The following is a 24,325-nucleotide window of genomic DNA, read 5'->3' as shown; positions in this document are numbered from 1 at the left end:
ATGAGCCTGAACGTATTCTGGTTTTTACCAACCCATGGCGACGGCCACTATCTCGGCAGCACCGAAGGCGCGCGCAGCGTCGATTACGGCTATTTGCAGCAAATTGCCCAAGCTGCCGATCGGCTGGGGTTCGGCGGCGTGTTGATCCCCACCGGCCGTTCTTGTGAAGACTCCTGGCTCGTGGCCGCCTCGCTGATCCCGGTCACTCAGCGGCTGAAGTTCCTGGTGGCTTTGCGCCCCGGCATAATTTCGCCCACCCTGGCGGCTCGCCAGGCGGCGACGCTGGATCGTCTTTCCAATGGTCGAGCGTTGTTCAACCTGGTTACCGGCGGCGATCCCGAGGAGCTGGCGGCGGAAGGGCTGCATCTGAATCACGAAGAACGTTACGAGGCTTCGGCAGAGTTCACCCACGTTTGGCGAAAGGTGCTGGAAGGGGAAACCGTCGATTTCGATGGAAAGCATATTCAGGTGAAGGGGGCAAAGCTGCTGTACCCGCCGGTGCAACAACCACGTCCGCCGCTGTATTTCGGCGGATCCTCTGCCGCTGCGCAGGATCTGGCCGCCGAACAGGTTGAAATGTACCTCACCTGGGGAGAACCCCCGGCGCAGGTGAAAGAAAAAATTGCCGAGGTCCGCGCCAAAGCGGCGGCCAAAGGTCGCAAGGTGCGCTTCGGCATTCGCCTGCACGTGATCGTGCGTGAAACTACCGAAGAAGCCTGGCGTGCAGCAGACCGACTGATTGCCAATCTGGATGAAAAAACCATCGCCGATGCACAAAAGGCATTTGCCCGCTTTGACTCTGTAGGGCAACGACGCATGGCAGCGCTGCACGGCGGCAAAAAAGACAATCTGGAGATCAGCCCCAATCTGTGGGCCGGGGTGGGTTTGGTCCGTGGCGGGGCCGGTACTGCCCTGGTCGGCGACGGCCCGACGGTGGCGGCGCGCATGCAGGAATATGCCGATCTGGGCATCGATACCTTTATCCTGTCTGGCTACCCGCATCTGGAAGAGGCCTATCGCGTCGGCGAACTGCTGTTCCCCCATCTTGACCTGGTGGAAAACCAAATCCCCACGCAGCGCAAACCGGTCAAGGCCCAGGGAGAAGTGGTGGCCAATATCTATATTCCGCAAAAAGCGTCGCAAAGCTGAGGAGCCCCCTTATGGCGAAGGGTACACAACGCATATTGCACCGGCTGGCCCCCTGGGCATTGCCGGTAGCGCTGGTGGTTATCTGGCAAATCTCCGTCGAGGCGGGGTGGCTGTCGAACCGTATTCTGCCGGCGCCGAGCGCGGTCGTCACCGCCTTCTGGACGCTAACCAAAAGCGGCGAGTTGTGGCAACACCTGACGATCAGCAGTTGGCGCGCACTGATCGGTTTTAGCATCGGCGGCAGCATTGGGCTGGTGCTGGGCTTTATCACCGGTCTGTCGCGTTGGGGCGAGCGCCTGTTGGACAGCTCCGTGCAGATGATCCGCAACGTGCCGCATCTGGCGCTGATCCCGCTGGTGATCCTGTGGTTCGGCATCGATGAATCCGCCAAGATTTTTCTGGTGGCGTTAGGCACGCTGTTCCCCATTTATTTGAATACCTATCACGGTATCAAGAATATCGATCACGGCCTGCTTGAAATGGCGCGCAGCTACGGCCTGAGCGGTTTCCAGCTCTTTGCTCAGGTGGTTTTGCCGGGCGCTCTGCCGTCGATTATGGTCGGCGTTCGTTTCGCGTTGGGCTTTATGTGGCTGACGCTGATCGTGGCCGAAACCATTTCCGCCAATTCGGGTATCGGTTATCTGGCGATGAACGCACGTGAATTCTTGCAGACCGACGTGGTGGTGGTGGCGATTGTGCTTTATGCCCTGCTCGGCAAGCTGGCGGACGTCAGCGCACAGTTGCTGGAACGCGTCTGGTTGCGCTGGCACCCGGCCTATCAACTGAAACAAGGAGAAGCGCTATGACGACTCCCGCTCGAATTCCCCAAGGGACGCCGGTCACGCTCGAGTCCATTGCCAAGCGCTACGGTAACCGCACCGTGCTGGACAATATTCAATTGCGCATCAGCGCGGGACAGTTTGTCGCCGTGGTCGGCCGCAGTGGCTGCGGTAAAAGCACGCTGCTGCGTCTAATGGCAGGACTGGAAAAAGCCACCAGCGGCGCCTTGCTGAGCGGGAATGCGCCCCTTGCCAGCGCCAGAGACGATACCCGCTTAATGTTTCAGGACGCCCGCCTGCTACCGTGGAAAAAGGTGATCGACAATGTGGGCCTTGGCCTGCGCGGTAACTGGCGTGCCGATGCGTTGCAAGCACTGGAAGCCGTCGGGCTGGCCGACCGCGCCAACGAGTGGCCGGCGGCCTTGTCCGGAGGACAAAAACAGCGAGTGGCTCTGGCACGTGCGCTGATCCACCGTCCACGCCTGTTGCTGTTGGACGAACCTTTGGGGGCGCTCGACGCCTTGACGCGGATTGAAATGCAGGGATTGATTGAAGGGTTGTGGCAACAGCACGGTTTCACCGTATTGCTGGTGACGCATGACGTCAGTGAAGCCATTGCGTTGGCGGATCGCGTCATTTTGATTGAGGAAGGCCGTATCGGCCTGGATCTGACCGTCGACCTGCCGCGCCCACGACGCAAAGGGTCAGTCAAACTGGCAGAGCTGGAAGCCGAGGTGCTGGACAGAGTATTGTCTCCGCCCTCCCCCTTAAGCCAGGCCACACGCCGCGCAGCAAATTAAAAAAGGGACGGCATGCCGTCCCTTCCTAGACTTACGCGTCGAGCGCCTTGGTGATTTTCTCGAACAGGTCGCCGGACAAATTCTCCAGCCCTTTCAACTGTTCAAGCGCTTTGCGCATTAATGCCTGACGTGAAGCATCGTAGCGTTTCAAGCGGATCAAAGGTTCGATCAGGCGAGCAGCAATCTGCGGGTTGCGCTGGTTCAAATCACTGAGGATTTCCACCAGGAACTGATAGCCACTGCCGTCCGCTGCATGAAACGCCGCCGGGTTGGCGGAAGCAAAGCCCCCAATCAATGAGCGTGTGCGGTTTGGATTGCTCAGGCTGAATGAACGGTGTTTCAGCAACCCACGCACTTTGGTCAGCACGTCCGCCGCCGGGCTGGTCGCCTGCAGCACAAACCACTTGTCCATCACCAGACCATCCTGGTGCCAGCGTTCGTCAAAGGCCGCCAACAGCGCGTCGCGGCAAGGCAATTGCGCCGCCACCGCAGCGGCCAGTGCCGCTAGCGAATCGGTCATATTATCCGCCTGGCGATACTGCTCCGTCACCAATCGGTCAGCCAGCGCTTCATCGCCAAAGGCCAGGTAACCCAGGCACACGTTGCGCAGCGCACGTTTCGCGATGTCAGCATGTTCAACCCGGTAGCCGTCGGTCTTGTTAGCGTGATAAACCGCCAGCCACTCATCGGCCATTTCCTTCGCCAGACAGCGGACGATCGCTTCGTGCACCACGGCGATCGCTTCAGGATCGATAGTGGCAAACAGCTCGGCAATTTCACTTTCTGAAGGCAACGTCAGGATCTGTGCAGCCAACGCCGGATCCAACTTCTCGTCCAACAATACGGCGCGGAACGCATCAACAACGTGCAGCGGCAGCGACAACGGCTGCTGCTGCTGATGTTTGGCCACGTTCAGTTTGATGTAGGTCGCCAGCAGGCTCTGTGCCGCATCCCAACGGGCAAACTCATTGCGAGCATGCTGCATCAGGAAGGTCAGTTGCTGATCGCTGTACGGATAATCCAGTTTAACCGGTGCAGAGAACTCACGTAGCAGGGACGGTACCGGCTTGTGCGCCACGCCATCAAACACGAAGGTCTGTTCCGCTTCGGTGACGTTAAGCACGTTATTGATCGGCGAGCCGTTTCTCTGCAGGGCAATCACGTTGCCTTGTGCATCGTACAGTTCAATATCCAGCGGGATGTGCAGCGGCAGTTTTTCCGGCTGATCGGCGGTCGGCGCGGTTTTCTGGCTGACGTGCAGGCGGTACTGGTGGTGCTCGGCGTCGTATTCATCACGAACCGTCAGTAATGGCGTACCGGACTGGCTATACCAGCGGCGGAACAGCGACAGGTCAACGTTGGACGCATCTTCCATCGCCTGAACGAAATCGTCACAGGTTGCCGCACTGCCATCATGACGCTCGAAATACAGCTGAATCCCCTTCTGGAACTGTTCTTCTCCCAGCAGCGTATGCATCATGCGGATCACTTCAGAACCTTTCTCGTACACCGTCAGGGTGTAAAAGTTGTTCATTTCAATCACTTTGTCCGGACGAATAGCATGCGCCATTGGGCTGGCATCTTCGGCGAACTGCGCACCGCGCATAACGCGCACATTATCGATACGGTTGACCGGACGCGAGCCCAAATCGGAGCTGAACTCCTGATCGCGGAATACCGTCAGCCCTTCCTTCAGGCTGAGCTGGAACCAGTCACGACAGGTCACGCGGTTGCCGGTCCAGTTGTGGAAATATTCGTGGCCGATCACCGCCTCGATATTCAGGTAATCCTTGTCGGTGGCGGTTTCGGCTTTCGCCAGCACGTATTTGGAGTTAAAAATATTTAACCCTTTGTTCTCCATCGCGCCCATGTTGAAGAAGTCGACCGCGACGATCATATAAATGTCGAGATCGTACTCCAGGCCAAAACGGGTTTCGTCCCATTTCATCGAGTTCTTCAGCGAGGTCATTGCCCAATCGGCGCGATCCAGGTTGCCGCGGTCAACGAACAGCTCCAGCGCCACTTCGCGACCGGAACGGGTGGTAAAGCTGTCGCGCAGCACGTCGAAATCACCCGCCACCAGCGCAAACAGATAACAGGGTTTTGGGAAAGGATCTTGCCACTGCACCCAGTGACGCCCATCTTCCAGTTCGCCCTGCCCCACGCGGTTGCCGTTTGACAACAGGAACGGGTAACGCGCCTTGTCGGCCACGATGCGAGTGGTAAACCGCGCCAGCACGTCCGGGCGGTCGAGATAATAAGTAATGTGGCGGAAGCCTTCAGCTTCACATTGGGTACACAGCGCTTCGCCGGACAGATACAGTCCTTCCAGCGCGGTGTTTTTGGCCGGGTGGATATCATTGACAATAGTCATGGTAAATTGTGCTGGCAATTGCTCGATAACCAGTTTGTTATCCTGCAACTGATAGGCTGTCCACGGCTGACCGTCGATCTCAATACTCACCAGCGTCAGGTCTTCACCGTTCAGCACCAGCGCCGCATCGGCAGCGCCCTGGCGTTTGATTTTGCTGACGGCAGTGACGCGAGTGCTCTCTGCATCCAACTCAAAATTCAGGTCAATATCAGTGATGGTGTAATCTGGCGCGCGATAATCGTGGCGATACTTCGCCTGTGGCTGTTGTGTCATAAAAACCCTTTGACGTCTCAGTGAGTTACAGGTGCCAGGCTTTCATCATTCGCCTATTTCGCCGTCGGAAAAGAGCAGAAATTTCGATGAGCCTGATTGTAAATAAACTGTATCACAGCTACAAAAAAAACCCAGAGAGACCAGGCCACAGGAGCGGAGAAATCGGAGGTGGATCGTAATCCTGTCGAAGAATTGCCCACGCCATCAGGTTCCTTCACCTGATGCGGCATCAAAATCAGCATTAAATGCTAAAGATGCCCTGCGGAGTTGTACGTTTTCCAGATGAGAACATCGGCGTCAAAAGTGCGAACTTACCCTATCTCACGGGGCAGCCTTCCCGGCTCAACGGCACTTTGCAGGCAATCTTCCCTTATTGGGTATAGCCAAGACAGGCCGGGAGACTCAGTGATATAATTAGCGGATCGGGCTCAAGGACGCGTAGTGCATATGAAAGTAAAATATCTGATCTATTTTTTTACCTTTGCCCTGATGTCCTCATTTGCCCTGTTTATTTCCGATGAGTTGTCGGAAGCTGACACCGAGTATCGCGACAACCAACTCAATCTATACAAAATTACCCGAGCCAAAGAGATTTCAGAGGCTTTTCAGGCCACACTATTGGCACATCGCCTTAAACGTTTGAGCCTGATCGACCCACGTATCACTCCACATCAGTGGCAAGACGCCGATCGCGTAGCGCGGGAGAAAATCGCCCACTTTCGACCGCACATCGACAGCGAAATCTCGCAACGGCTCGGCATCAGGCAAAAAATTGCCGCGCTTTCCATGCTCAGTCTGATGGAACAATTGCTCAATAATGACAACCTGCAGCTTTCGCAGGTGACCGAAGCCAATGCCAATCTGTTCAATATCAATAGCGCTTACTATATTTCCCAGGCCAGTAAAAGTTACTACCGCTATAGCTACGATAACCGCATGGTCGATGGCGATTCATTTATGTTTCTTGAGGCAGTGCGATTAAATAACCGGCTGAACATGTCGGTGACCGAACTCATCGATCAGATTATTGACGTCAATACCAATCGACTGGCGCGCAAAGACGCTTATCTGAAAGCAATTCAGCTCACCGGCGTATTGAATGCGTTGAGCACTCGGCTGATTTTTATGAAACTTACCTATAACGACGTGAAAACTACTGCACTGGTGAATGAGATCCTGGGGCAGCTGTCAGCTCAGCAGATCAAGATCATTACCGAGGGATTATATACCGCCGTAAACACGCATACCGCCTACCCTACAGACGCTATTTATCCCTATGTTAAAAACCTGAGTGAGCTGTCACAACGGCTCTATCAGCGCAGTTTCGAAATGGAGACCGCCGCCTCGCAGAGCAAGATTTATGACAGCCAAACCGCCATTGACGGCATGATTTCGCTGGCGGGTCTGATTGCGCTATTTATCTTCCTGCCTACGCTGGTTTACTGTTCAAATATCAGCCGCTGGCTGACGAAAACGCATAATAATATTTTGCGCTTGTCCCACGGCGATATGAATATCGCTCGCAACGAAGTGTTCTACGGCCAGGAGTTGATAGCCATCAGCGACGCTATCAAACAGCTTAAACAGTACCAGTTAGAAAAGGTAACGCTGGAAAATGAGAAACACCTGCTGATTAAAGAGCTGGAAGCCTCCTCCTATCTCGATCCTCTCACCAATATCTATAACCGGCGCAAATTCTTCCTGGAGTGCGAATCGCTGGCTGCCGGCAGCTACCCACTCGCTTTTTGTCTGATCGACATTGATAATTTCAAAAGCCTCAATGACACCTACGGCCATCACGTAGGCGACCTGGTGCTGGTGGCATTTGGCAAGCTGCTGCAAAGCACCTTCCGCTCCAGCGACATTTTCTGTCGCTACGGTGGTGAAGAATTTGCCGTGATCCTCGGTAACTGTACGCTGGAAAATGCGCAGGAAGTGATGTCCAAGCTACGCGAGCGTACGCACCAGTTCAGCCTGACACTAACCGATGGGCAAAACGTCCGCTTCACCACCAGTTGCGGCATTGCCCAGGTTCGCGATATCCGCTTGTTGCCGGCAGCAATCAAACAGGCGGATGAAGCGCTCTATTTTTGCAAGAAAAACGGCAAAGACCGGATAGGCATTCATACCCAGAACGGTTTTATCTGAATTGTTGTTTAAAATAATTAACATTATAATTTTTATGACTAATTAGGCTAAGTCATTCACCTTACAGACTTATCTGACTTTTCTGTCGGCATCCTGATGGCAAGCAGAGATAAAGGCACGTTTAATCCTCGACCGGCTCCGATGAATTGTGGTGTGATGCAGCTTCAATAACAGGATAATCCGGGTATACTCCCCCCACTTTTTTATGATTATCCGGATTTGGACACGCGCCTGACGAGGATGCAGTAACGCGATATGACTCAATACGCCTCCCCGATTTTGACATCACTGCTTGATACTGATGCTTATAAGCTTCATATGCAGCAAGCAGTGTTCCATCGCTATCCTGCTATCAGCGTGGCGGCGGAATTCCGCTGCCGCGGTGACGAGCTGCTTGGCGAATATGCCGACGAGATCCGTGCCCAGATCGCACTGATGAGCCAATTGGCGCTAACAGACGCTGAGTTCAACTATCTTTCCGGGCTGCCTTTCTTCCGCGAGGATTACCTGAACTGGCTGCGCGAGTTTCGTTACGATCCGCAACAGGTTCAGATCGAAGATCATGCGGGCAAGTTGCACATCCGCATTGCCGGTCCCTGGCGTGAAGTGATCATGTGGGAAGTCCCACTGCTGGCAGTGATCAGTGAGGTGGTGCACCGTCACCGCTCCCCGGAAGTCACGCCTGAGATGGCCGTCGCTCATCTGCGCAGCAAACTCGAGCATTTTAAAGCCATGAGCGCTGACGTGGACATTTCTCGCTTCAAACTGATGGACTTTGGCACCCGCCGTCGTTTCTCGCAGAGTGTGCAGCAGGCGATTGTCAGCACCTTGAAAGACGAATTTCCTTATCTGGTCGGCACCAGCAACTACGATCTGGCTCACCAGCTTGCTCTGGCGCCCGTGGGTACTCAGGCTCATGAATGGTTCCAGGCGCATCAGCAAATCAGCCCGGTGTTGGCCAACAGCCAACGTGCAGCTTTGCAAGCCTGGCTGGATGAATATCCGGACCAGCTCGGCATCGCGCTGACCGACTGCATCACCATGGACGCCTTCCTGCGTGATTTCGGTCCGCAGTTCGCCCAGCGTTATCAGGGCCTGCGCCATGATTCGGGGGATCCGTTCGAATGGGGCGAGAAAGCCATTGCGCATTATCAGAAGCTGGGCATCGACCCGATGAGCAAAACGCTGGTGTTCTCCGACAATCTGGATCTGGACAAGGCGATGGCGCTGTATCGCCGTTTCTACCAACGCGTCAATCTGGTGTTCGGCATAGGTACGCGTCTGACCTGCGATATCCCGGGGGTTAAACCGCTGAACATCGTGATCAAGCTGGTCGAATGCAAAGGCAAGCCGGTGGCTAAACTGTCCGACAGCCCGGGCAAGACCATCTGCCAGGATCAGGCCTTTGTGAAAGCGTTACGCAAGGCCTTCGATTTACCGCTGGTGAAGAAAGCCAGCTAAGCCACACCGCCCTGCCAACGCGAAAAAGCCGGCTGAAGACCTCACGCCGGCTTTTTTCTTCTTTATAAGAGACTTCGCCGTGCTCCCTTTTCGCCCAGAGCCAAGAAATGTTGCACCAATCCGGCGATTTCTGCTTGTGCTCTGCACCGCGGCAAGTAACATAGCAACATCCCCATATTCTTGGGTTGTAAGCTATTTCTAAACCAAATTATTAAGAGAGAAATCTATGAGCGTAGTGCCTGTAGTCGACGTACTGCAAGGCCGTGCTGCGGTTGACAGTGAAGTCACCGTGCGCGGTTGGGTGCGTACCCGGAGAGATTCTAAAGCTGGTATCTCCTTCCTGGCCGTCTATGACGGTTCCTGCTTTGATCCGTTACAGGCCGTCGTTAATAATTCTCTGCCGAATTATCAGGATGAAGTGCTGCATCTGACCACCGGTTGCTCGATTGAAGTGACAGGCAAAGTGGTCGCCTCTCCAGGCGAAGGTCAGAGTTTCGAACTGCAGGCGACTGAGATTAAAGTGGTCGGTTGGGTTGACGATCCGGACACGTACCCGATGGCGGCCAAACGCCACAGCATCGAATACCTGCGCGAAGTGGCGCACCTGCGCCCACGTACCAACCTGATCGGTGCCGTTGCCCGTGTTCGCCATACCCTGGCGCAGGCTATTCACCGCTTCTATCACGAGAATGGTTTCTTCTGGGTTTCCACCCCGCTGATCACCGCTTCCGATACCGAAGGCGCTGGCGAAATGTTCCGCGTTTCCACGCTGGATCTGGAAAACCTGCCGCGCACCGATAAAGGCGCTGTCGATTTCAGTCAGGACTTTTTCGGTAAAGAAGCGTTCCTGACCGTTTCCGGCCAGTTGAACGGCGAAACCTATGCCTGTGCGTTGTCGAAAATTTACACCTTCGGCCCGACTTTCCGCGCCGAAAACTCCAACACCAGCCGTCACCTGGCCGAGTTTTGGATGATCGAACCGGAAGTCGCCTTTGCTGACCTCGAGGATATCGCGGAACTGGCAGAGAAAATGCTGAAGTATGTGTTCCAGGCCGTCTTGAACGAGCGTATGGATGACATGCAGTTCTTCGCAGAACGCGTAGACAAAGATGCGATTGACCGCCTGAAGCGTTTTGTTTCTTCCGACTTCGCTCAGGTTGATTACACCGAAGCGGTGGAAATTCTGATCGCCTCTGGCCAGACTTTCGAGAACCCGGTTTCCTGGGGTATCGATCTGTCTTCCGAGCATGAGCGTTATCTGGCCGAGAAACACTTCAAAGCGCCGGTGGTGGTGAAAAACTACCCGAAAGACATCAAAGCTTTCTATATGCGTATGAACGACGACGGCAAAACCGTTGCGGCGATGGACGTGTTGGCTCCGGGCATCGGCGAGATCATCGGCGGTGCTCAGCGTGAAGAACGTCTGGACGTGCTGGATCAGCGTCTGGATGCCATGGGCCTGAATAAAGAAGATTATTGGTGGTATCGTGACCTGCGTCGTTACGGCACCGTGCCACACGCCGGCTTCGGTTTAGGTTTTGAGCGTTTAATCGCCTATGTCACCGGTGTGCAAAACGTGCGCGACGTAATTCCGTTCCCTCGCACACCACGTAATGCAACCTTTTAATTAATCAGATAATACATTTTCCAATTAATTTAGTTACAAAACCAAGGCCAGCTTAGCTGGCCTTTCGCATTTTTTAATATTGACGAGCGTCACAAAGTTCCGTGAATATTACATTTGGTTACAAATACTTTCTTTTTGAAACCTCATTAGGACATTGGTAGCATTTTCGTTCTAGATTAACCTGCCCGTGAATGGAACACTGCGTGCAGACACAGGACGACACCAATCTATCAACAATAGTTCCAAAAGAATTATTGGCGGCAGTGGCAAAGGTGTCCGAATAACACCAATGAGGGTAATATAATGATGAAGCGCAATATTCTTGCAGTGGTAATCCCAGCTCTGTTAGCCGCTGGTGCAGCTAACGCTGCTGAAATCTACAACAAAGACGGCAACAAACTGGATCTGTACGGTAAAGTTGACGGTCTGCACTACTTCTCAGACGACAAAGGCAATGATGGCGATCAGACCTATGTTCGTTTCGGCTTCAAAGGTGAAACCCAGATTACTGACCAACTGACCGGTTACGGCCAGTGGGAATACAACGTTCAGGCTAACCACTCTGAATCTCAAGGCACCGAAGGCACCAAGACTCGTCTGGGCTTCGCTGGTCTGAAATTTGCTGACTACGGTTCATTCGATTACGGCCGTAACTACGGCGTACTGTACGACGTAGAAGGCTGGACAGATATGCTGCCAGAGTTCGGTGGCGATACTTATACCTACACCGACAACTTCATGACTGGCCGTACCAACGGCGTTGCGACTTACCGTAACAACAACTTCTTCGGTCTGGTTGACGGTCTGAACTTCGCTGTTCAGTACCAAGGTAAAAACCAGAACGACGGCCGTGACGTTAAGAAACAAAACGGCGACGGCTGGGGCCTGTCTTCTACTTATGACATCGGCGAAGGCATCAGCGTAGGTGCAGCATACGCTTCTTCCAACCGTACCGATGATCAAAAACTGCGTTCTAACGAACGTGGCGACAAAGCTGATGCATGGACCGTTGGCGCGAAATACGACGCTAACAACGTTTACCTGGCAGCTATGTACGCAGAAACTCGTAACATGACTCCATTCGGCGGCGGCAACTTCAGCTCAACCTGTAATGCTTCTACCGATTGCGGCGGCTTCGCCAGCAAAACTCAGAACTTCGAAGTGACTGCACAGTACCAGTTCGACTTCGGTCTGCGTCCAGAAGTGTCTTACCTGCAGTCTAAAGGTAAAAACCTGAACGTCCCAGGCGTGGGTTCTGACCAGGATCTGGTTAAATATGTTTCTGTTGGTACCACTTACTACTTCAACAAAAACATGTCTACCTACGTTGATTATAAAATCAACCTGCTGGACGACAACGAGTTCACCAAAGCTACTGGCACCGCTACCGATGATATCGTAGGTGTTGGTCTGGTTTACCAGTTCTAAGTTGTCTCACTTAACGGCGGTTCACCGTCGGCTAAGTTAAAAAACAGGGCTTCGGCCCTGTTTTTGTTTTTGCGCTACGCGTAAATTTTTATCCTGCCAATGTCCCCTTCTTCCTCATTTTTTATGCTGAATCTGCGCCCTTCACAAGATCGCTGTGTTTTTCTCGCAAACGGTTGGCAAAGCGCATAACTGGCGCTACCCTGATGCTTCTGTCTGCTTAACTCCGAGCCATGGAAGCACCTGACATGTTTGAAAAAATCACTGCTGCACCTGCCGATCCGATTCTGGGTCTGACCGACATTTTCCGCGCCGACGCGCGCCCGAACAAAATCAATTTGGGCATTGGCGTCTACAAAGACGAAACCGGCAAAACGCCGGTGCTGACCAGCGTGAAAAAAGCTGAGCAGTATCTGCTGGAAAATGAAGCCACCAAAAACTATCTCGGCATTGAGGGCATCCCCGCTTTCGCCAACTGCACGCAAGAGCTGCTGTTCGGCAAACAAAGTCCAATCATTGCCGACAAGCGTGCGCGCACCGCGCAAACGCCTGGTGGCACCGGCGGCCTGCGTGTGGCAGCTGACTTCATCGCCAACCAGACCAGCGCTAAACGCATCTGGATCAGCAACCCAAGCTGGCCGAACCATAAAAATGTGTTTGGCGCCGTCGGCCTGGAAGTGCTGGAATATGCCTACTACGATGCGGCCAATCATGCGCTGGACTTCGATGGCCTGCTGAACAGCCTGAAACAGGCTCAGGCAGGCGATGTGGTCCTGTTCCATGGTTGCTGCCATAACCCAACCGGCATTGACCCTACGCCTGAGCAGTGGGCTCAGTTAGCCGAGCTGTCTGTGGCTAACGGCTGGCTGCCGCTGTTCGACTTTGCTTATCAGGGCTTCGCGAAAGGTCTGGAAGAAGATGCGCAGGGCCTGCGTATTTTCGCCGCCAAGCATCAGGAACTGATCGTAGCCAGCTCGTACTCGAAGAATTTCGGCCTATACAACGAACGCGTCGGCGCCTGTACTCTGGTGGCTGCAGATGCGGATACCGCTGACCGCGCCTTCAGCCAGGTGAAAGCCGCCATTCGCGCCAACTACTCCAACCCGCCTTCCCACGGTGCTGCGGTGGTTGCGACCATCCTGGGTGATGATGCGCTGCGCGCCCTGTGGGAGCAGGAGCTGACCGATATGCGTCAACGTATTCACCGCATGCGTCAGCTGTTCGTGAATACTCTGCAGGAGAAAGGCGCAGAGCAGGACTTCAGCTTTATCATTAATCAGAACGGCATGTTCTCGTTCAGCGGATTGACCAAAGAACAGGTGCTGCGCCTGCGTGACGAATTTGGCGTTTACGCCGTTAACTCCGGCCGGGTTAACGTCGCCGGCATGACGCCAGACAATATGGCGCCTCTGTGTGAAGCCATCGTCGCCGTGCTGTAAAGGTTACGGTTTCAAATAAGCAAAAGGGGCGCTCAATGCGCCCCTTAGTTATTTCTGCCGGGAAATAACCTTACCAGATGGCCGGTTCTTCTCGCAGGAACGGATTGGTTTCACGCTCTTGACCGAAGGTAGACATCGGTCCGTGCCCCGGGATAAACGCCATGTCATCCCCCTGTGGCAGGAGATTGGTGCGGATCGAGTTGATTAATGCCTGGTGATCGCCGCGTGGGAAGTCGCTGCGACCCACGCCACCGTTAAACAATACGTCACCCACCAGCGCCAACCGCGCCTGCTCATTAATAAACACGATATGGCCAGGAGTATGACCCGGGCAATGCAGCACCTTGAGCGTCATTTCACCCACCTGCACGCTGTCCCCTTCTTCCAGCCAGCGAGTTGGCGTCAGAGGCGCACACTCTTCCAGACCAAACATCCGGCTCTGTGCAGGTAAACCATCCAACCAGAAAGCATCTTCCTTGTCCGGACCGTAGATCGGTACCTGATAGTGTTCCGCCAGCTCAGCCGCTGCCCCTACGTGATCGAGATGGCCGTGCGTCAGCAGGATCTGCGTGACCGTCACGCCCTGCCTGGCAATTTCGGCCTTTAATTTCTCAGCTTCGCCGCCGGGATCGACCAACGCCGCCTGTTGGGTACTCTCACACCAGATCAGGCTGCAATTCTGACTAAAAGCGGTAACGGGAATAATTTGGTATTTCATAAGGCTCCAACGACAACAGCGCCATACCCTGACGGGCTGGCGCTACTCACTTATGGTGCACAGCGATTACCAGGTCCGCACCGGGCCGGTATCGATGTGTACAAAGTTGCTACGTGGGTAATATCCTACACCACCGGCGCTCATTTTTAACGCCGCTTTGCGGATATTGCTCAACTGGATGCCTTCGATATGGAAGTCCATCGCCTGGCCCTTGGTATGATAGCTGTGCTTGGCCACACCGCGGCTGCGCTCACGCAGCTCATTGTTGGTATCCAGGGAACGATAACCTGAAACCAACTGTACCGGTTTGTTGGTGCCCAACAGACCCTGCAGGCGATAGAGGTGATCAAATAGACGAGGATCGATCGACTTGACTTTATTGGCTCGATAATCACGGAAGAGATGATTAAGACGAACTAATTCGTCTTTATTATATCCCTTGCCGTCGAAGAATTCGGCTTTCAAGGATTCGCCCGTATGCATATTATTAACGACAAGAATACGCGGGCGCGAAGTAGAAAGACTGGCAAAGGCTTGCCCAGGGAGCAGCGCTATGCCCACAGCGGCGCTACCTAACGCCAGCCACTTACGGCGATGATGATCAATTTTGTCCATGTTTCTGTTAAACCCGGCAAGAATATCAAAATATATGCACAAAACAGCGCACTGCCTGAACCATAACCGCCCACACTGATTGAGTCAACCCGTGATATCCCGCGGTTTGCAGGCACTCACGGAATGAGTGCCTGCACCATGGCCCGATATTCTGACCGTTATTTATTTATAATTACTGCATTTATTGCATTAATTTTTCGGCCTGAGCCAAAATTTGTGCACCCGATCTCACCGTATCATCGTAATTGTAAATATCTGTACGGAATTGTGGCTTTCCATCATCAGAGACCCAGGCGGTTAAATAATACAATTTAACCGGAATATGCTGGCGGATATTTACGTAGGTGGTATTTCCCTGTTTTAGGGTGGAGGAAACACGGGTATTGTTCCAGCCCGCATCCTGCAACAGCATATTCGCCAAATCCGAAGCCTTGTTGACCCGCACGCAACCCGAGCTCAGGGCACGAATGTCTTTCTGGAACAGGTTATGGTTCGGCGTGTCGTGCAAATAGATGGCGTCCGAACTCGGCATGTTGAATTTAAAACGCCCCAGCGAGTTGGTCGCTCCCGGAGCCTGGCGGATCCGGTACGGGAAGTTACGGGCCGACACCATATTCCAGTCGATCATTGCCGGGTTGATCACCTCAGCATCGTTGCTCCAGCCGGAAAGCACGGTATAACCGTGTTTTTGGAAGTAGCTGCCGTCACGCATCGCCTTCGGCACAATGTCTTCGCGCACCAGCGTGGTCGGCACGTTCCACGGCGGGTTAACTACCACATTGTTCAGCGCACTGTTCATCAACGGCGTCTTGCGGCTGGGCCGCCCTACGATCACCCGTGACGAAAGTACCTCATTGCCGTTCAGGTAATAGGTCAACGAGTAGTTAGGAATGTTGACCATAATTCCGGTGTCAACACGGCCGGGAAGAATGCGTAAACGCTGGATGTTCAGTGCCAACAGCGAAGCACGCATTTGCGGCGTTACGTTAAGCCATTCGCGGGTGCGTACGCCAATCACGCCATCAGCGCTCAACCCCTGCCATTTCTGGAAGCGTTTAACGCCCTCAACCAAATCGGCAGTATAGCGATTGTCCGTGACCGTGACCGGACTCTCCTGCTGCTGACTGAACGGCGATTGCGGTGACGGCGCCAAGTCTTTTACCGGCGCGGCGGCCGGGCTGACTACCGCACTCTGGGCCTCGCGATTTTTCTCTTCATCTACCGATAAGCCACCATCGTCTGGCTCATTGCGCGAACCGGTCAATACCGCAGGCGGCTCCTGCGCCTCTGCCGGCGCGGCAGAAGTGGTCAGCATACCGTTGCGCGCCAGGATCTCGCGCAAGGCAGGAATATCATCGCTCAGTTGATCGGGGCGCAAACTCGGGCCATTGGCCATCTGCGGCCATGGGCGTCCATCAGCCAGCATGTCGCGTAATGCCTGATGCATCTTGGCGTATTGCGGGTGCTGTGGTGCCAGCGAGTTGACATACGGCACCGTTTTACCCTGACGCACCGCCAACTGCCACTGGTTAATCACCGTATTCGGCGGCAAACCGAGCTTGTAGGGAATGTTGCTATACAGCCAGCTGTTGCCATTGGCGCCGATCGATGAAACGAACTGCAAATAGCCCAACATCGCATCAGACAGTACGATATCGCGGGCCACACCGGTAATGGCTGGATTGGTCAGCAATTTCACCCATTGGGTGAACTGCGGCTGAACGCCAGACATCGCCAACTCGGCCAACTGCTGCTGAAATTGCTGTACCGCTTCGCGATCCTGCCACATCAGTTGCATCCGGTTCGCTGCGTACAAAGGAGCAAGCGTTGAAAGATAATGTGGCGTAATGCCCTTCGGCAACGCTGCGAGCAATTCCGAACGACTTTGCGCAACTGACATGCCGGAAGACGCCACCGGGAATGCAGGAACGGTTGCCCATACGGGTAGCGACGACGCAAGACCACATGCCATTGCACAACTCAACGCCAAACGTCGTACCTTGTTTCCATTTCTAAGCAACATCCATTGCCCCCTGTATGCTCACAAAAAATACAACCAAGACAGCTTATTAGTTTCAGTATACGAACAGAAAAGCCATTTTGCCCTTTGGCACTAATGAATAACTGTAATTCATTAAGCTACCCGTTTAAAAGCGGATAAAAAAGCAGGACTATCATCCATGCGTACAAAAAAATAGCCACCCCAGGGCGGCTATTTTCAGATTATTAGCGGGCTTTTTTGCGCTTACGGCGTTTCAGCCGCGGTGACACCCAGTGCCGCAGGCGGTTCGTTAGCGAAACCGCGCAGCCCCACAACGTGTACGTGTTCATGGTTCTGGAACACCTTACGCACCAGCTTATACGTGGTCCCTTTTTCCGGGCTGATGTTTTCCGGTGCGGCGATGATCAGCTGCATTTCCAGGCGGTCGCACAACTCGAACAGGGTCGCGATGGATTTGGCATCCAGTCGAGCCGCTTCATCGAGGAACAGCAGACGGCATGGGGAGATATCTTTACCGCGCAGGCGGCGAGATTCTTCTTCCCAACTCTGTACCACCATCACCAGAATCGACATCCCGGTACCGATCGCTTCACCGGTAGACAACGCGCCGCTCTCCGCACGCAACCAGCCGTCGGAACCGCGGAATACTTCTACTTCCAGCTCGAGGTAGTTACGGTAATCCAGCAGCTCTTCACCGATGGTCTGCGGCGTGCGCTGGCCCATATCAATCTGCGGATTCAGGCGCTGGTACAGCTTGGCCAGCGCTTCTGAGAAGGTCAGGCGGTTGCTGTTAAACAGATCCTGATGCTGTTCCTGCTGCTCAGAGAGCACGTCCAACAGGGTCGCATGCGCTTCACGCACGTTGACGTTCAATCGCACGCTTTTCACCTGGCCGAAGGAAACCGCCTGCAAGCCCTGGTTGAGCATGCGGATACGGTTCTGTTCGCGCTGGATGGTTTTGCGAATGATGTTCGCCACGCTCTTGGAACTGATCGCCAGCTTCTGCTCACGGGCGGTCAGTTCTTCGGTCAGACGGCCCAGCTCGATTTCCATCTGCTCGATAGCCTCAACCGGGTCATCAGTACGAATGATGTCCTGACGAATACGCTCGCGCAAATGCTGGTACACCGCGATATAGAACTGGATCTTGCGTTCAGGACGCTTAGGATCTTCCGACAGACGCAGCACGTCGCGCAGATGTTCGTTATCCGATACCGCCAGACGCAGCGCACCGAGCGCCTTATCCGACATCGAGCGCAGTTCGTCGCCGTCCATATAGGCCAATTCGCGACGGTGCAGACGACGTTCAACCCCGTTGTCTTTCACCATGCGCATCACTGCGCACCAGCCCGCCTTGGCGGTCACCACCTGCTCACGCAACTGATGGTAATCACGCTCAAGCTTACGCAGTTTCTTCTGCAGACCGTCCATTTCCGCTTCGCAGAAGGTCAGCTGTTTTTCCAACTGGTTGCGGCGCGCGCGGTTGTTGCTCAGGCCGGCGTGCAGTTCATCACGACGTGCGCGGGCACGGGCTTCAGCATTGGCATCCGCCTGTACGCCAATGTCGACCAGCTCCTGGCTCAGTTCTTTCAGCATGTCGCGCTTGGCGTCATACGAGCTTTTCAGCGACGCCAACACTTGGCTGTACTGAGTAAACTGGGTCTGGTACTGACGTAACTGCTCGCGGGCACGGGTACGTTCCGCTTCCGCGTGTTCAAGACGTTGGCGCAGCTTGTCGTTCAAATCGTTGTTGGCGTTTTGCATACCGGCAGAGTCGGTATAACCGAAGTGCGCGCGGCGCTGCACCACTTCGATCAAGGCAAACGCCTGCTGTTTAGCCTGACGCTGTACGCTTTGCGCCTGGATGTAATCCTGCTGTAACTGCTCATGTTGCTGCGGATCGCTCTGCAGCACCGACAGCAACGGCTCCAGCTTGGTCAGGGAAACGCCGTGCTGCTGAATATGACGCGCGGCATCCTGCGCCTCTTCCAGCTCTTCACGGATTTCTTCTACGCGATCCTGCAGGGTTTCATCGTTTAACAATGAGACCAACGGCATCAGGCGGTTCAGCGCGGAGATGCCTTCTTTCGCCTGCTCATATTGCTGGCGTTGCTGCTGGTTCTGCGCTTCATGGTTGTTCAGCGCACGCTCTACTTCACCGCGACGGGATGTGAGGCTGCGGATTTCCGCTTCCGGATCGGCGTCAAACGCCACCGCCAGATGAGAGCCGATGAAGCGGCTGAAGGCCTGATGCGAACGCTGGGTCTTTTGCACGTCGAATGACAGCGTGGCGTAACGCTCGGCCAGCGTTTCACGCTCGGCGTGCAGCACTTCAAGGCGGTTTTCGCGGGCAGCGCGACCAAACAGCGGCACTTCCGGATAACGGGAGTAACGCCATTGGCGATCGGCGGTTTTCACCAACACCGCGCGGTCCTGCTCTTCAACGGCGAACACGCTGTCATCGAATGACTGCGGATCCCCTTCGATCAGATAGAGATCTTCCGGGCAATCTTCCAACCCTTCCAGCATTTCGCGGACCAGCGACAGATCCGGCACCACGATCGCGTGACGCGACGGGCCATACAATGCGGAGAAGTAAGGCGCATCGTCGATAGTGACATCGTCGTAAATTTCGGAGAGCAGCACGCCGCCAAAACGTTCGGCCAGCGTAACCAGGCGTTGGTCTTCGGCCCCGCCCGGCTGGCTGAGACGTTCGATCTGCGCTTCAACCGCACGCTTGCTGGCAGCCACTTCGTCACGCTCAACGGTGGTTTCACGTTCGCGCTCCAGCAGTTGCTGCATGTACTCAGTCACCTGCTGGCTGCTTTCCAGCGGTTCGCCACTCTGCTCACTGAGCTGGCTCAGGGCGTCCTGCGCCGCTAACCAGACAGGGGCGCGGGTGGTGAGCTCACGAATGCGTTGCTGAATTTGCTCCAGTTCCTGGCGCATTTCCATCCGGCGTTCGCCGGCCTCGCTGACGCTTTGCGACAGCGACTCCAGACGCTCTTCCAGCTCTTGTTGCAGAGCATCGAGTTCATCCGGCTGATACTGCTGACCATGGCGCTTGCAGAATTCCTGCAGCAGGCGTTCGGCATCCTGCTGGGAGCGCAGACGTTGTTCCAGCTCGCTCAGGCGCATGCGCAATGGCTGTACGCGTTCGGCAAGGTGTTGTTGCGATGGCCAGTCGCGCAGCAATTCGCGCGCGCACTGCCAGGCTTCGCTGCGGCTGACCTGGCCGGCGATTTTCCCCACCAGCTGATAAGCCTGTTCAAACTGACCGTGCGCGGCATCGGCCACGCTCAGTTTCTGCTCGAGCATCAGCAAGGCTTCCGTCGCCTCTTGCTCGCGCGCCTGGAAAGTATCCAGCCACTGTTCGGCATTTTCGGCGGTCAGCTCCGGCAGTTGGCACAGTGCTCGCGCACGTTCCAACGCCTGCAACGCTTGCTGATATTGAATGGCGCGGGTCTGCTGCACGTCCAGCGCCTGCTGGTAGTCGGCGAGTTGGCTTTTCAGCTCATCCACTTCCAGTTCGGCCGCCTCGGCGCGCGCTTCGTTTTCCGCCTGCTGTTCGCTGGCCTCCGCCACCACTTCGTTCTGTTCTTCCAGACGGTAGGTCAGCTCTTCCAGATCGCCTTCATAGCGCTCGATCTTTTCCTGCTGACGCATCGCCGTCTGCACCAGGTTAAGGTGATCGCTGGCGGCCTGATAATCCGTTTCCAGATCGGATTCTGCGCCACTCTGCTCCGCCAGTTCGCGCGCCATTTCCACATGGCGATACTGCTCAGCAGCCAGCTGTTTGCGGCTGCCCAACAGATCGCTGCGCAATGCCAGCGCGCCGTCCAGATGAATACGCCGCTCATTGGCATGGCGCATATAGTCCGCCGCCACGTAGGAGGTGGCTTCTGAAATCAGGTGCTTGAACAGATCGCGATCGCTTTGGGTCACGCGGATCGCTTCCAGCGTCATGCGGTTTTCACGCAGCGCCGCTTCCATGTCCTGGAAGGCCTTGCGCACGCCGCTGTTTTCCGGCAACAGATAGTCGCGCAATGAGCGGGTGATGGCGCTGGAAATACCGCCGTACAGTGAAGCTTCGATCAGGCGATAGAACTTGCTGCGATCGGACGATGAACGCAAGCGTTTCGGGATCACGCCCAGATCGAACATTAATGAGTGGTAGTCGGTGATGGAGTTGAATTGCTTGAACTGCACGCCTTCCATCTCTTCAACGCGCTCTTTCAACTCCTGCAGTGTCAGCACGCGCGCCTGGCGCTCGCCCACCGTTTGGGTCAAAAGTTCTGTCGGCTGTACTGCCGTTGGCAGGCCCTGGATGGTGAATGGCTTGATGTCCACTTTACGGTCACGGCCGGCCACCTGTTGCAGGCGCACGCCCACCACCACACGCTGGTGGCGTGAGTTGATCACATCGAGAGTGGAATAACACACCCCGGCACGCAGCTTACCGTGCAGACCCTTGTCGCGCGAGCCGCTGGTGGCGCCGGCTTCGGTGGTGTTACGAAAGTGCAACAGCGTCAAGTCGGGGATAAGCGCAGTGACGAAAGCCGCCATGGTGGTGGATTTCCCTGCCCCGTTACCGCCGGACAGCGTGGTCACCAACTCATCGAGATCAAAGGTGCGGGCGAAGAAGCCGTTCCAGTTGACCAGCGTCAGCGAGCGAAATTTACCGCGTTCAATCATTCCTGTTCATCCTCTGCACTGTCCGGTGTGGTATCAAGCTGCGAATCTTCAGCATCGCTTTCATCAGTCAGCGACAGGCTGTTTTCAACCGGCATCGCTTCGCCGTCACGGATCATTCGTAACTGCGCTTCACGCGGATCGTCACCGCTGCGCACATCGGCGCCAAAGCGGAACACCGCTTCAGTGATGCGGAACTTGCTGCTGTCATTGCCCATGAAGTAGATCATGCCCAGACGACGCAGGCGGTTCAGTGAAGTGCGCACTTTTTCGTGCAGCTTCTGGCGATCGAGATCCGAACCGGTAGAGCGCTGATTAACGAACTTCAGCAATTTGGTTTCGTCCGCCAGGCTCAGCAACTCGTCGTACAGCTCCTGATGGCTGAAGATCCCCTCATGCGCCAGACGCTCCGGGCTGAGGTAGAGATAGCACAGGATTTTCCCCACCATCATGTCCAGTTCGGATAAAACCGAACGCGGGATCAGGGTAGTGGACCGCGGACGCAGATAGAAGAACCCTTCCGGCGCGCGGATCAACTCCACGCTGTAGCGGGCGTAAAACTCTTCCAGTTCATCCTGGAAATCCATTAAGAAGGCGTGGTTGTCCAGCTCATCGATACCGATGTGACGACCTGCGCGCAGATGGCTGTCCAGCGCAGGGAACAGCGCGTTAGACAATGCCTTGGCCAGCTTGACTGGCATTACTTGTTCAATATTTGTCGATGACATGGGCCTGGACCTTGGCTCCGTAATCATTGATTGCCTGCCATTGTGCCGGCAACCCTGAAAAATCTGCTTCAGCCACACCAAGGCGCACTGCCTGGTCGACCACTATACGTGCCACATCGAAATGACGGGCACGCGGATATTGCGCCAGATAATCGCGCATCACCGCCCCTAAATTGAGCGGCATCTGTTGTTCCTGATAAATCTTCAACGCCTGTTCGATCATGGCCGCCAGTTGCTCGCGAATTTCGCTGAACTCCTCGAATTCCAGATCCGGCGGCAATTCCCCGGTCACTTCCTCGCTGCGCAAGGCCAGCTCTTCGTCACGCATATCCAGCAGGCGATCGGCGTTGGCATGGGTCAGTGTCCATGGATTGTCGAAATAGTTCTGCACCGACTGACGCAAACGCTGGGCGAACACCCGGTTCTTGTCCATGTCGATCGCGGTACGGATAAATTTGTGCACGTGGCGGTCGTAGCCAATCCACAGGTCGATCGCCTGCTGGCCCCAACTGATGATGCGGTCGAGCTTGCTTTGCAAGTCGAACACCAGCTTATCGACGAAGCCCAGCTCCGCGCCACCCAGTGTAGCATCCTGAATGCGCAGCAGGTTGGCCTGCAGCTTGTCGCCTGCCGCCTCCAGAGTATCCTGCAGTTCACGCAGGGTGCCTGAGGTTTCGGACAGCAGCATCTCACAGCTGGAAATGGCTGCCCGCCAGTCCTGGTTCAGCAGCGCAGCGATATCATCTTTTACGCCCTGCTGCTGTTCATCCATCACCCGTTGGGTCATGTCGATGCTGTCGAAGATTTCCGCTACCGAATATTTCAGCGGGGCAAATACGTTGCGGTGCCAGTGGAAATCGTCACCGCCCTCTTCGGCGGCGTCGGCGGCGCGTTTCAGCTCCTGCGCCACGATCGACAGCTGCATCGACAGACGCAGCGTGGAGAATTCGCGCTGACGAATATAGTAATCGGTAATGCCGATCCCCAGCGGCGTCAAACGGTAAATTGCGTTACCGTCCGCCAGTTCGCTGGTGAAGCGGTTTAACAGGCGCTGGCGCACCATGTCGTTAATCGCATTGTTGGCGCGGACCGCCACCGTTTCATGCGTCTGTTCGAAACCCTTGCTGACATGGCGAAATGCATCAACCAGCTCACCTTCGCTCATCTCGCCGTCCAGCCGCTCGCCGTTCAATGTGGCGATAGCAAGCAAAAACGCGAGACGCTCCGTAGGGAGCGAAATAGAGAAATCATTTTTCCGTGCCCAGGCGACCAGTTCGGGTACTGTCTGGGAAAATTCACTCATAGTTCGTCCTTCAGGTTTGGTTTATGCGCCATGACGTGAATATAGCGCCCCAAACTCACGTACGGCTCCTGCCGGCAATAGTGCTGTTCAAGCGCCAGTAACTCTTCAAATTTTTGCGTCTGTAACTGCCTGCTTTGCAGGTAATCGTGGAACACCCGCACGCCGGTTTTCCCGCTGATGCGCATGCCCAATTGTTCCAGCCAGCCGTATACCTGCGGCGGACTATGTGGATATTGCGGTGACAACGAACGCTTTCTGCGTCTTCTGACCTCGGGGTTCACCAGTTGGAAATTACCCAACACCACGTTACGCATCAAGAGGCCATTGGCATTAAAGAACATCAATGACAGTGCGCCACCTGGGAGCAGGCAGTCGAACAACGCCCGCAGTGCCGCTTCAGGTTCGGCAATCCATTCAAGCACAGCATGAAACAATACCAGATCAACCGGCTGTTCCAAATGTTGGCCAATATCCTGTGCTGAACTTTGTATGAATTGCATGTTCTGGCTCACACCTTTCTGCTCAGCCAGTAATGCGGCGCGTTGGATCATCTCACCAGAAAGATCGCACAACAACACCTGATGTCCTAATTCTGCCAATTGGCAGGCCATATGGCCTTCGCCGCCGCCGGCATCCAGAATGCGCAGCGGCCGCTGCGGCAACTGGGCCAACAGCGTGGTCAGATCCTGCCAGACTACCGCCTGACGGATTTTCCCTTTGGTGGTGCCGTAAATATTACGCGCAAACTTTTCAGCAATATCGTCAAAATTGCGATCCTGCATGGACAACGGC

General features: G+C 55.0%; 16 protein-coding genes. 8 read left to right on the top strand and 8 right to left on the bottom strand.

The genetic code is table 11. From position 1 onward, the window contains the following. Genes ssuD through ssuB form a run of 3 tightly spaced genes read left to right on the top strand, consistent with a single transcriptional unit; the run spans window position 1 to window position 2,728 of the window. Window positions 1–1,149 (top strand): FMNH2-dependent alkanesulfonate monooxygenase, encoded by a 1,149-nt coding sequence (gene ssuD / locus AC1RKG_RS06190; RefSeq protein ID WP_020826157.1) that lies wholly within the window; start codon window positions 1–3, stop codon window positions 1,147–1,149. 11 nt (window positions 1,150–1,160) lie between these two features. Beyond that, window positions 1,161–1,955, top strand: coding sequence for an aliphatic sulfonate ABC transporter permease SsuC (ssuC, locus tag AC1RKG_RS06185; RefSeq protein WP_020826156.1), 795 nt, complete (start codon window positions 1,161–1,163; stop codon window positions 1,953–1,955). Next, window positions 1,952–2,728, top strand: a complete 777-nt coding sequence (gene ssuB, locus AC1RKG_RS06180) for an aliphatic sulfonates ABC transporter ATP-binding protein (RefSeq protein ID WP_020826155.1) — start codon at window positions 1,952–1,954, stop codon at window positions 2,726–2,728. Before ssuC ends, ssuB begins: the two co-directional genes overlap by 4 nt. A gap of 31 nt (window positions 2,729–2,759) precedes the next feature. Here ssuB and pepN read toward each other — a convergent pair whose 3' ends face one another. Then, window positions 2,760–5,375 (bottom strand): aminopeptidase N, encoded by a 2,616-nt coding sequence (gene pepN, locus AC1RKG_RS06175; protein ID WP_122078266.1) that lies wholly within the window; start codon window positions 5,373–5,375, stop codon window positions 2,760–2,762. A 447-nt stretch (window positions 5,376–5,822) separates the two neighbouring features. Here pepN and AC1RKG_RS06170 point away from each other — a divergent pair, with 447 nt between their 5' ends. The 5 genes from AC1RKG_RS06170 to AC1RKG_RS06150 all read left to right on the top strand — a co-directional run bounded on the left by AC1RKG_RS06170 (window position 5,823) and on the right by AC1RKG_RS06150 (window position 13,475). Continuing rightward, on the top strand, window positions 5,823–7,523 hold the full coding sequence (locus tag AC1RKG_RS06170; protein WP_128864124.1) for a GGDEF domain-containing protein: 1,701 nt from the start codon (window positions 5,823–5,825) through the stop codon (window positions 7,521–7,523). 255 nt (window positions 7,524–7,778) lie between these two features. Then, window positions 7,779–8,984, top strand: coding sequence for a nicotinate phosphoribosyltransferase (gene pncB, locus AC1RKG_RS06165; RefSeq protein ID WP_020826152.1), 1,206 nt, complete (start codon window positions 7,779–7,781; stop codon window positions 8,982–8,984). 226 nt (window positions 8,985–9,210) lie between these two features. After that, window positions 9,211–10,611, top strand: coding sequence for an asparagine--tRNA ligase (gene asnS / locus AC1RKG_RS06160; protein ID WP_020826151.1), 1,401 nt, complete (start codon window positions 9,211–9,213; stop codon window positions 10,609–10,611). A 303-nt stretch (window positions 10,612–10,914) separates the two neighbouring features. Next, window positions 10,915–12,039, top strand: a complete 1,125-nt coding sequence (gene ompC, locus AC1RKG_RS06155) for a porin OmpC (protein WP_044549566.1) — start codon at window positions 10,915–10,917, stop codon at window positions 12,037–12,039. A gap of 245 nt (window positions 12,040–12,284) precedes the next feature. Beyond that, window positions 12,285–13,475 (top strand): amino acid aminotransferase, encoded by a 1,191-nt coding sequence (locus AC1RKG_RS06150; RefSeq protein WP_044549564.1) that lies wholly within the window; start codon window positions 12,285–12,287, stop codon window positions 13,473–13,475. Window positions 13,476–13,545: 70 nt separating this feature from the next. Here AC1RKG_RS06150 and AC1RKG_RS06145 read toward each other — a convergent pair whose 3' ends face one another. The 7 genes from AC1RKG_RS06145 to cmoM form a co-directional block, all read right to left on the bottom strand. After that, entirely contained in the window at window positions 13,546–14,193 is a 648-nt protein-coding gene (locus AC1RKG_RS06145) for an MBL fold metallo-hydrolase (RefSeq protein WP_493182367.1), read from the bottom strand. 66 nt (window positions 14,194–14,259) lie between these two features. Then, window positions 14,260–14,808 carry a peptidoglycan L,D-endopeptidase MepK gene (mepK, locus tag AC1RKG_RS06140; protein WP_020826147.1) on the bottom strand — a complete coding sequence of 183 codons (549 nt, stop codon included), beginning with the start codon at window positions 14,806–14,808 and terminating at the stop codon, window positions 14,260–14,262. A gap of 181 nt (window positions 14,809–14,989) precedes the next feature. Further along, a complete protein-coding gene (gene ldtD, locus AC1RKG_RS06135; RefSeq protein WP_051150508.1) occupies window positions 14,990–16,831 on the bottom strand; it encodes a L,D-transpeptidase in 1,842 nt (613 codons plus the stop codon). A gap of 222 nt (window positions 16,832–17,053) precedes the next feature. Continuing rightward, window positions 17,054–21,505 carry a chromosome partition protein MukB gene (gene mukB, locus AC1RKG_RS06130; protein WP_020826145.1) on the bottom strand — a complete coding sequence of 1,484 codons (4,452 nt, stop codon included), beginning with the start codon at window positions 21,503–21,505 and terminating at the stop codon, window positions 17,054–17,056. Beyond that, window positions 21,502–22,230, bottom strand: a complete 729-nt coding sequence (gene mukE / locus AC1RKG_RS06125; RefSeq protein ID WP_041414390.1) for a chromosome partition protein MukE — start codon at window positions 22,228–22,230, stop codon at window positions 21,502–21,504. Before mukE ends, mukB begins: the two co-directional genes overlap by 4 nt. After that, the gene (gene mukF, locus AC1RKG_RS06120; protein ID WP_020826143.1) at window positions 22,211–23,533 is read right to left on the bottom strand and encodes a chromosome partition protein MukF; all 1,323 of its coding nucleotides are present in this window, start codon (window positions 23,531–23,533) and stop codon (window positions 22,211–22,213) included. Before mukF ends, mukE begins: the two co-directional genes overlap by 20 nt. Continuing rightward, window positions 23,530–24,315, bottom strand: a complete 786-nt coding sequence (gene cmoM, locus AC1RKG_RS06115) for a tRNA uridine 5-oxyacetic acid(34) methyltransferase CmoM (RefSeq protein ID WP_020826142.1) — start codon at window positions 24,313–24,315, stop codon at window positions 23,530–23,532. The genes mukF and cmoM overlap by 4 nt, the downstream gene beginning before the upstream one ends. Between the last annotated feature and the right edge of the window lie 10 nt (window positions 24,316–24,325).

The sequence above is a fragment of the Serratia sp. GW822-FHT06D09 genome, from assembly GCF_058799515.1.
Note: the sequence above shows the minus strand (reverse complement) of the source record. Positions and strands in the feature narration are given on the sequence as shown.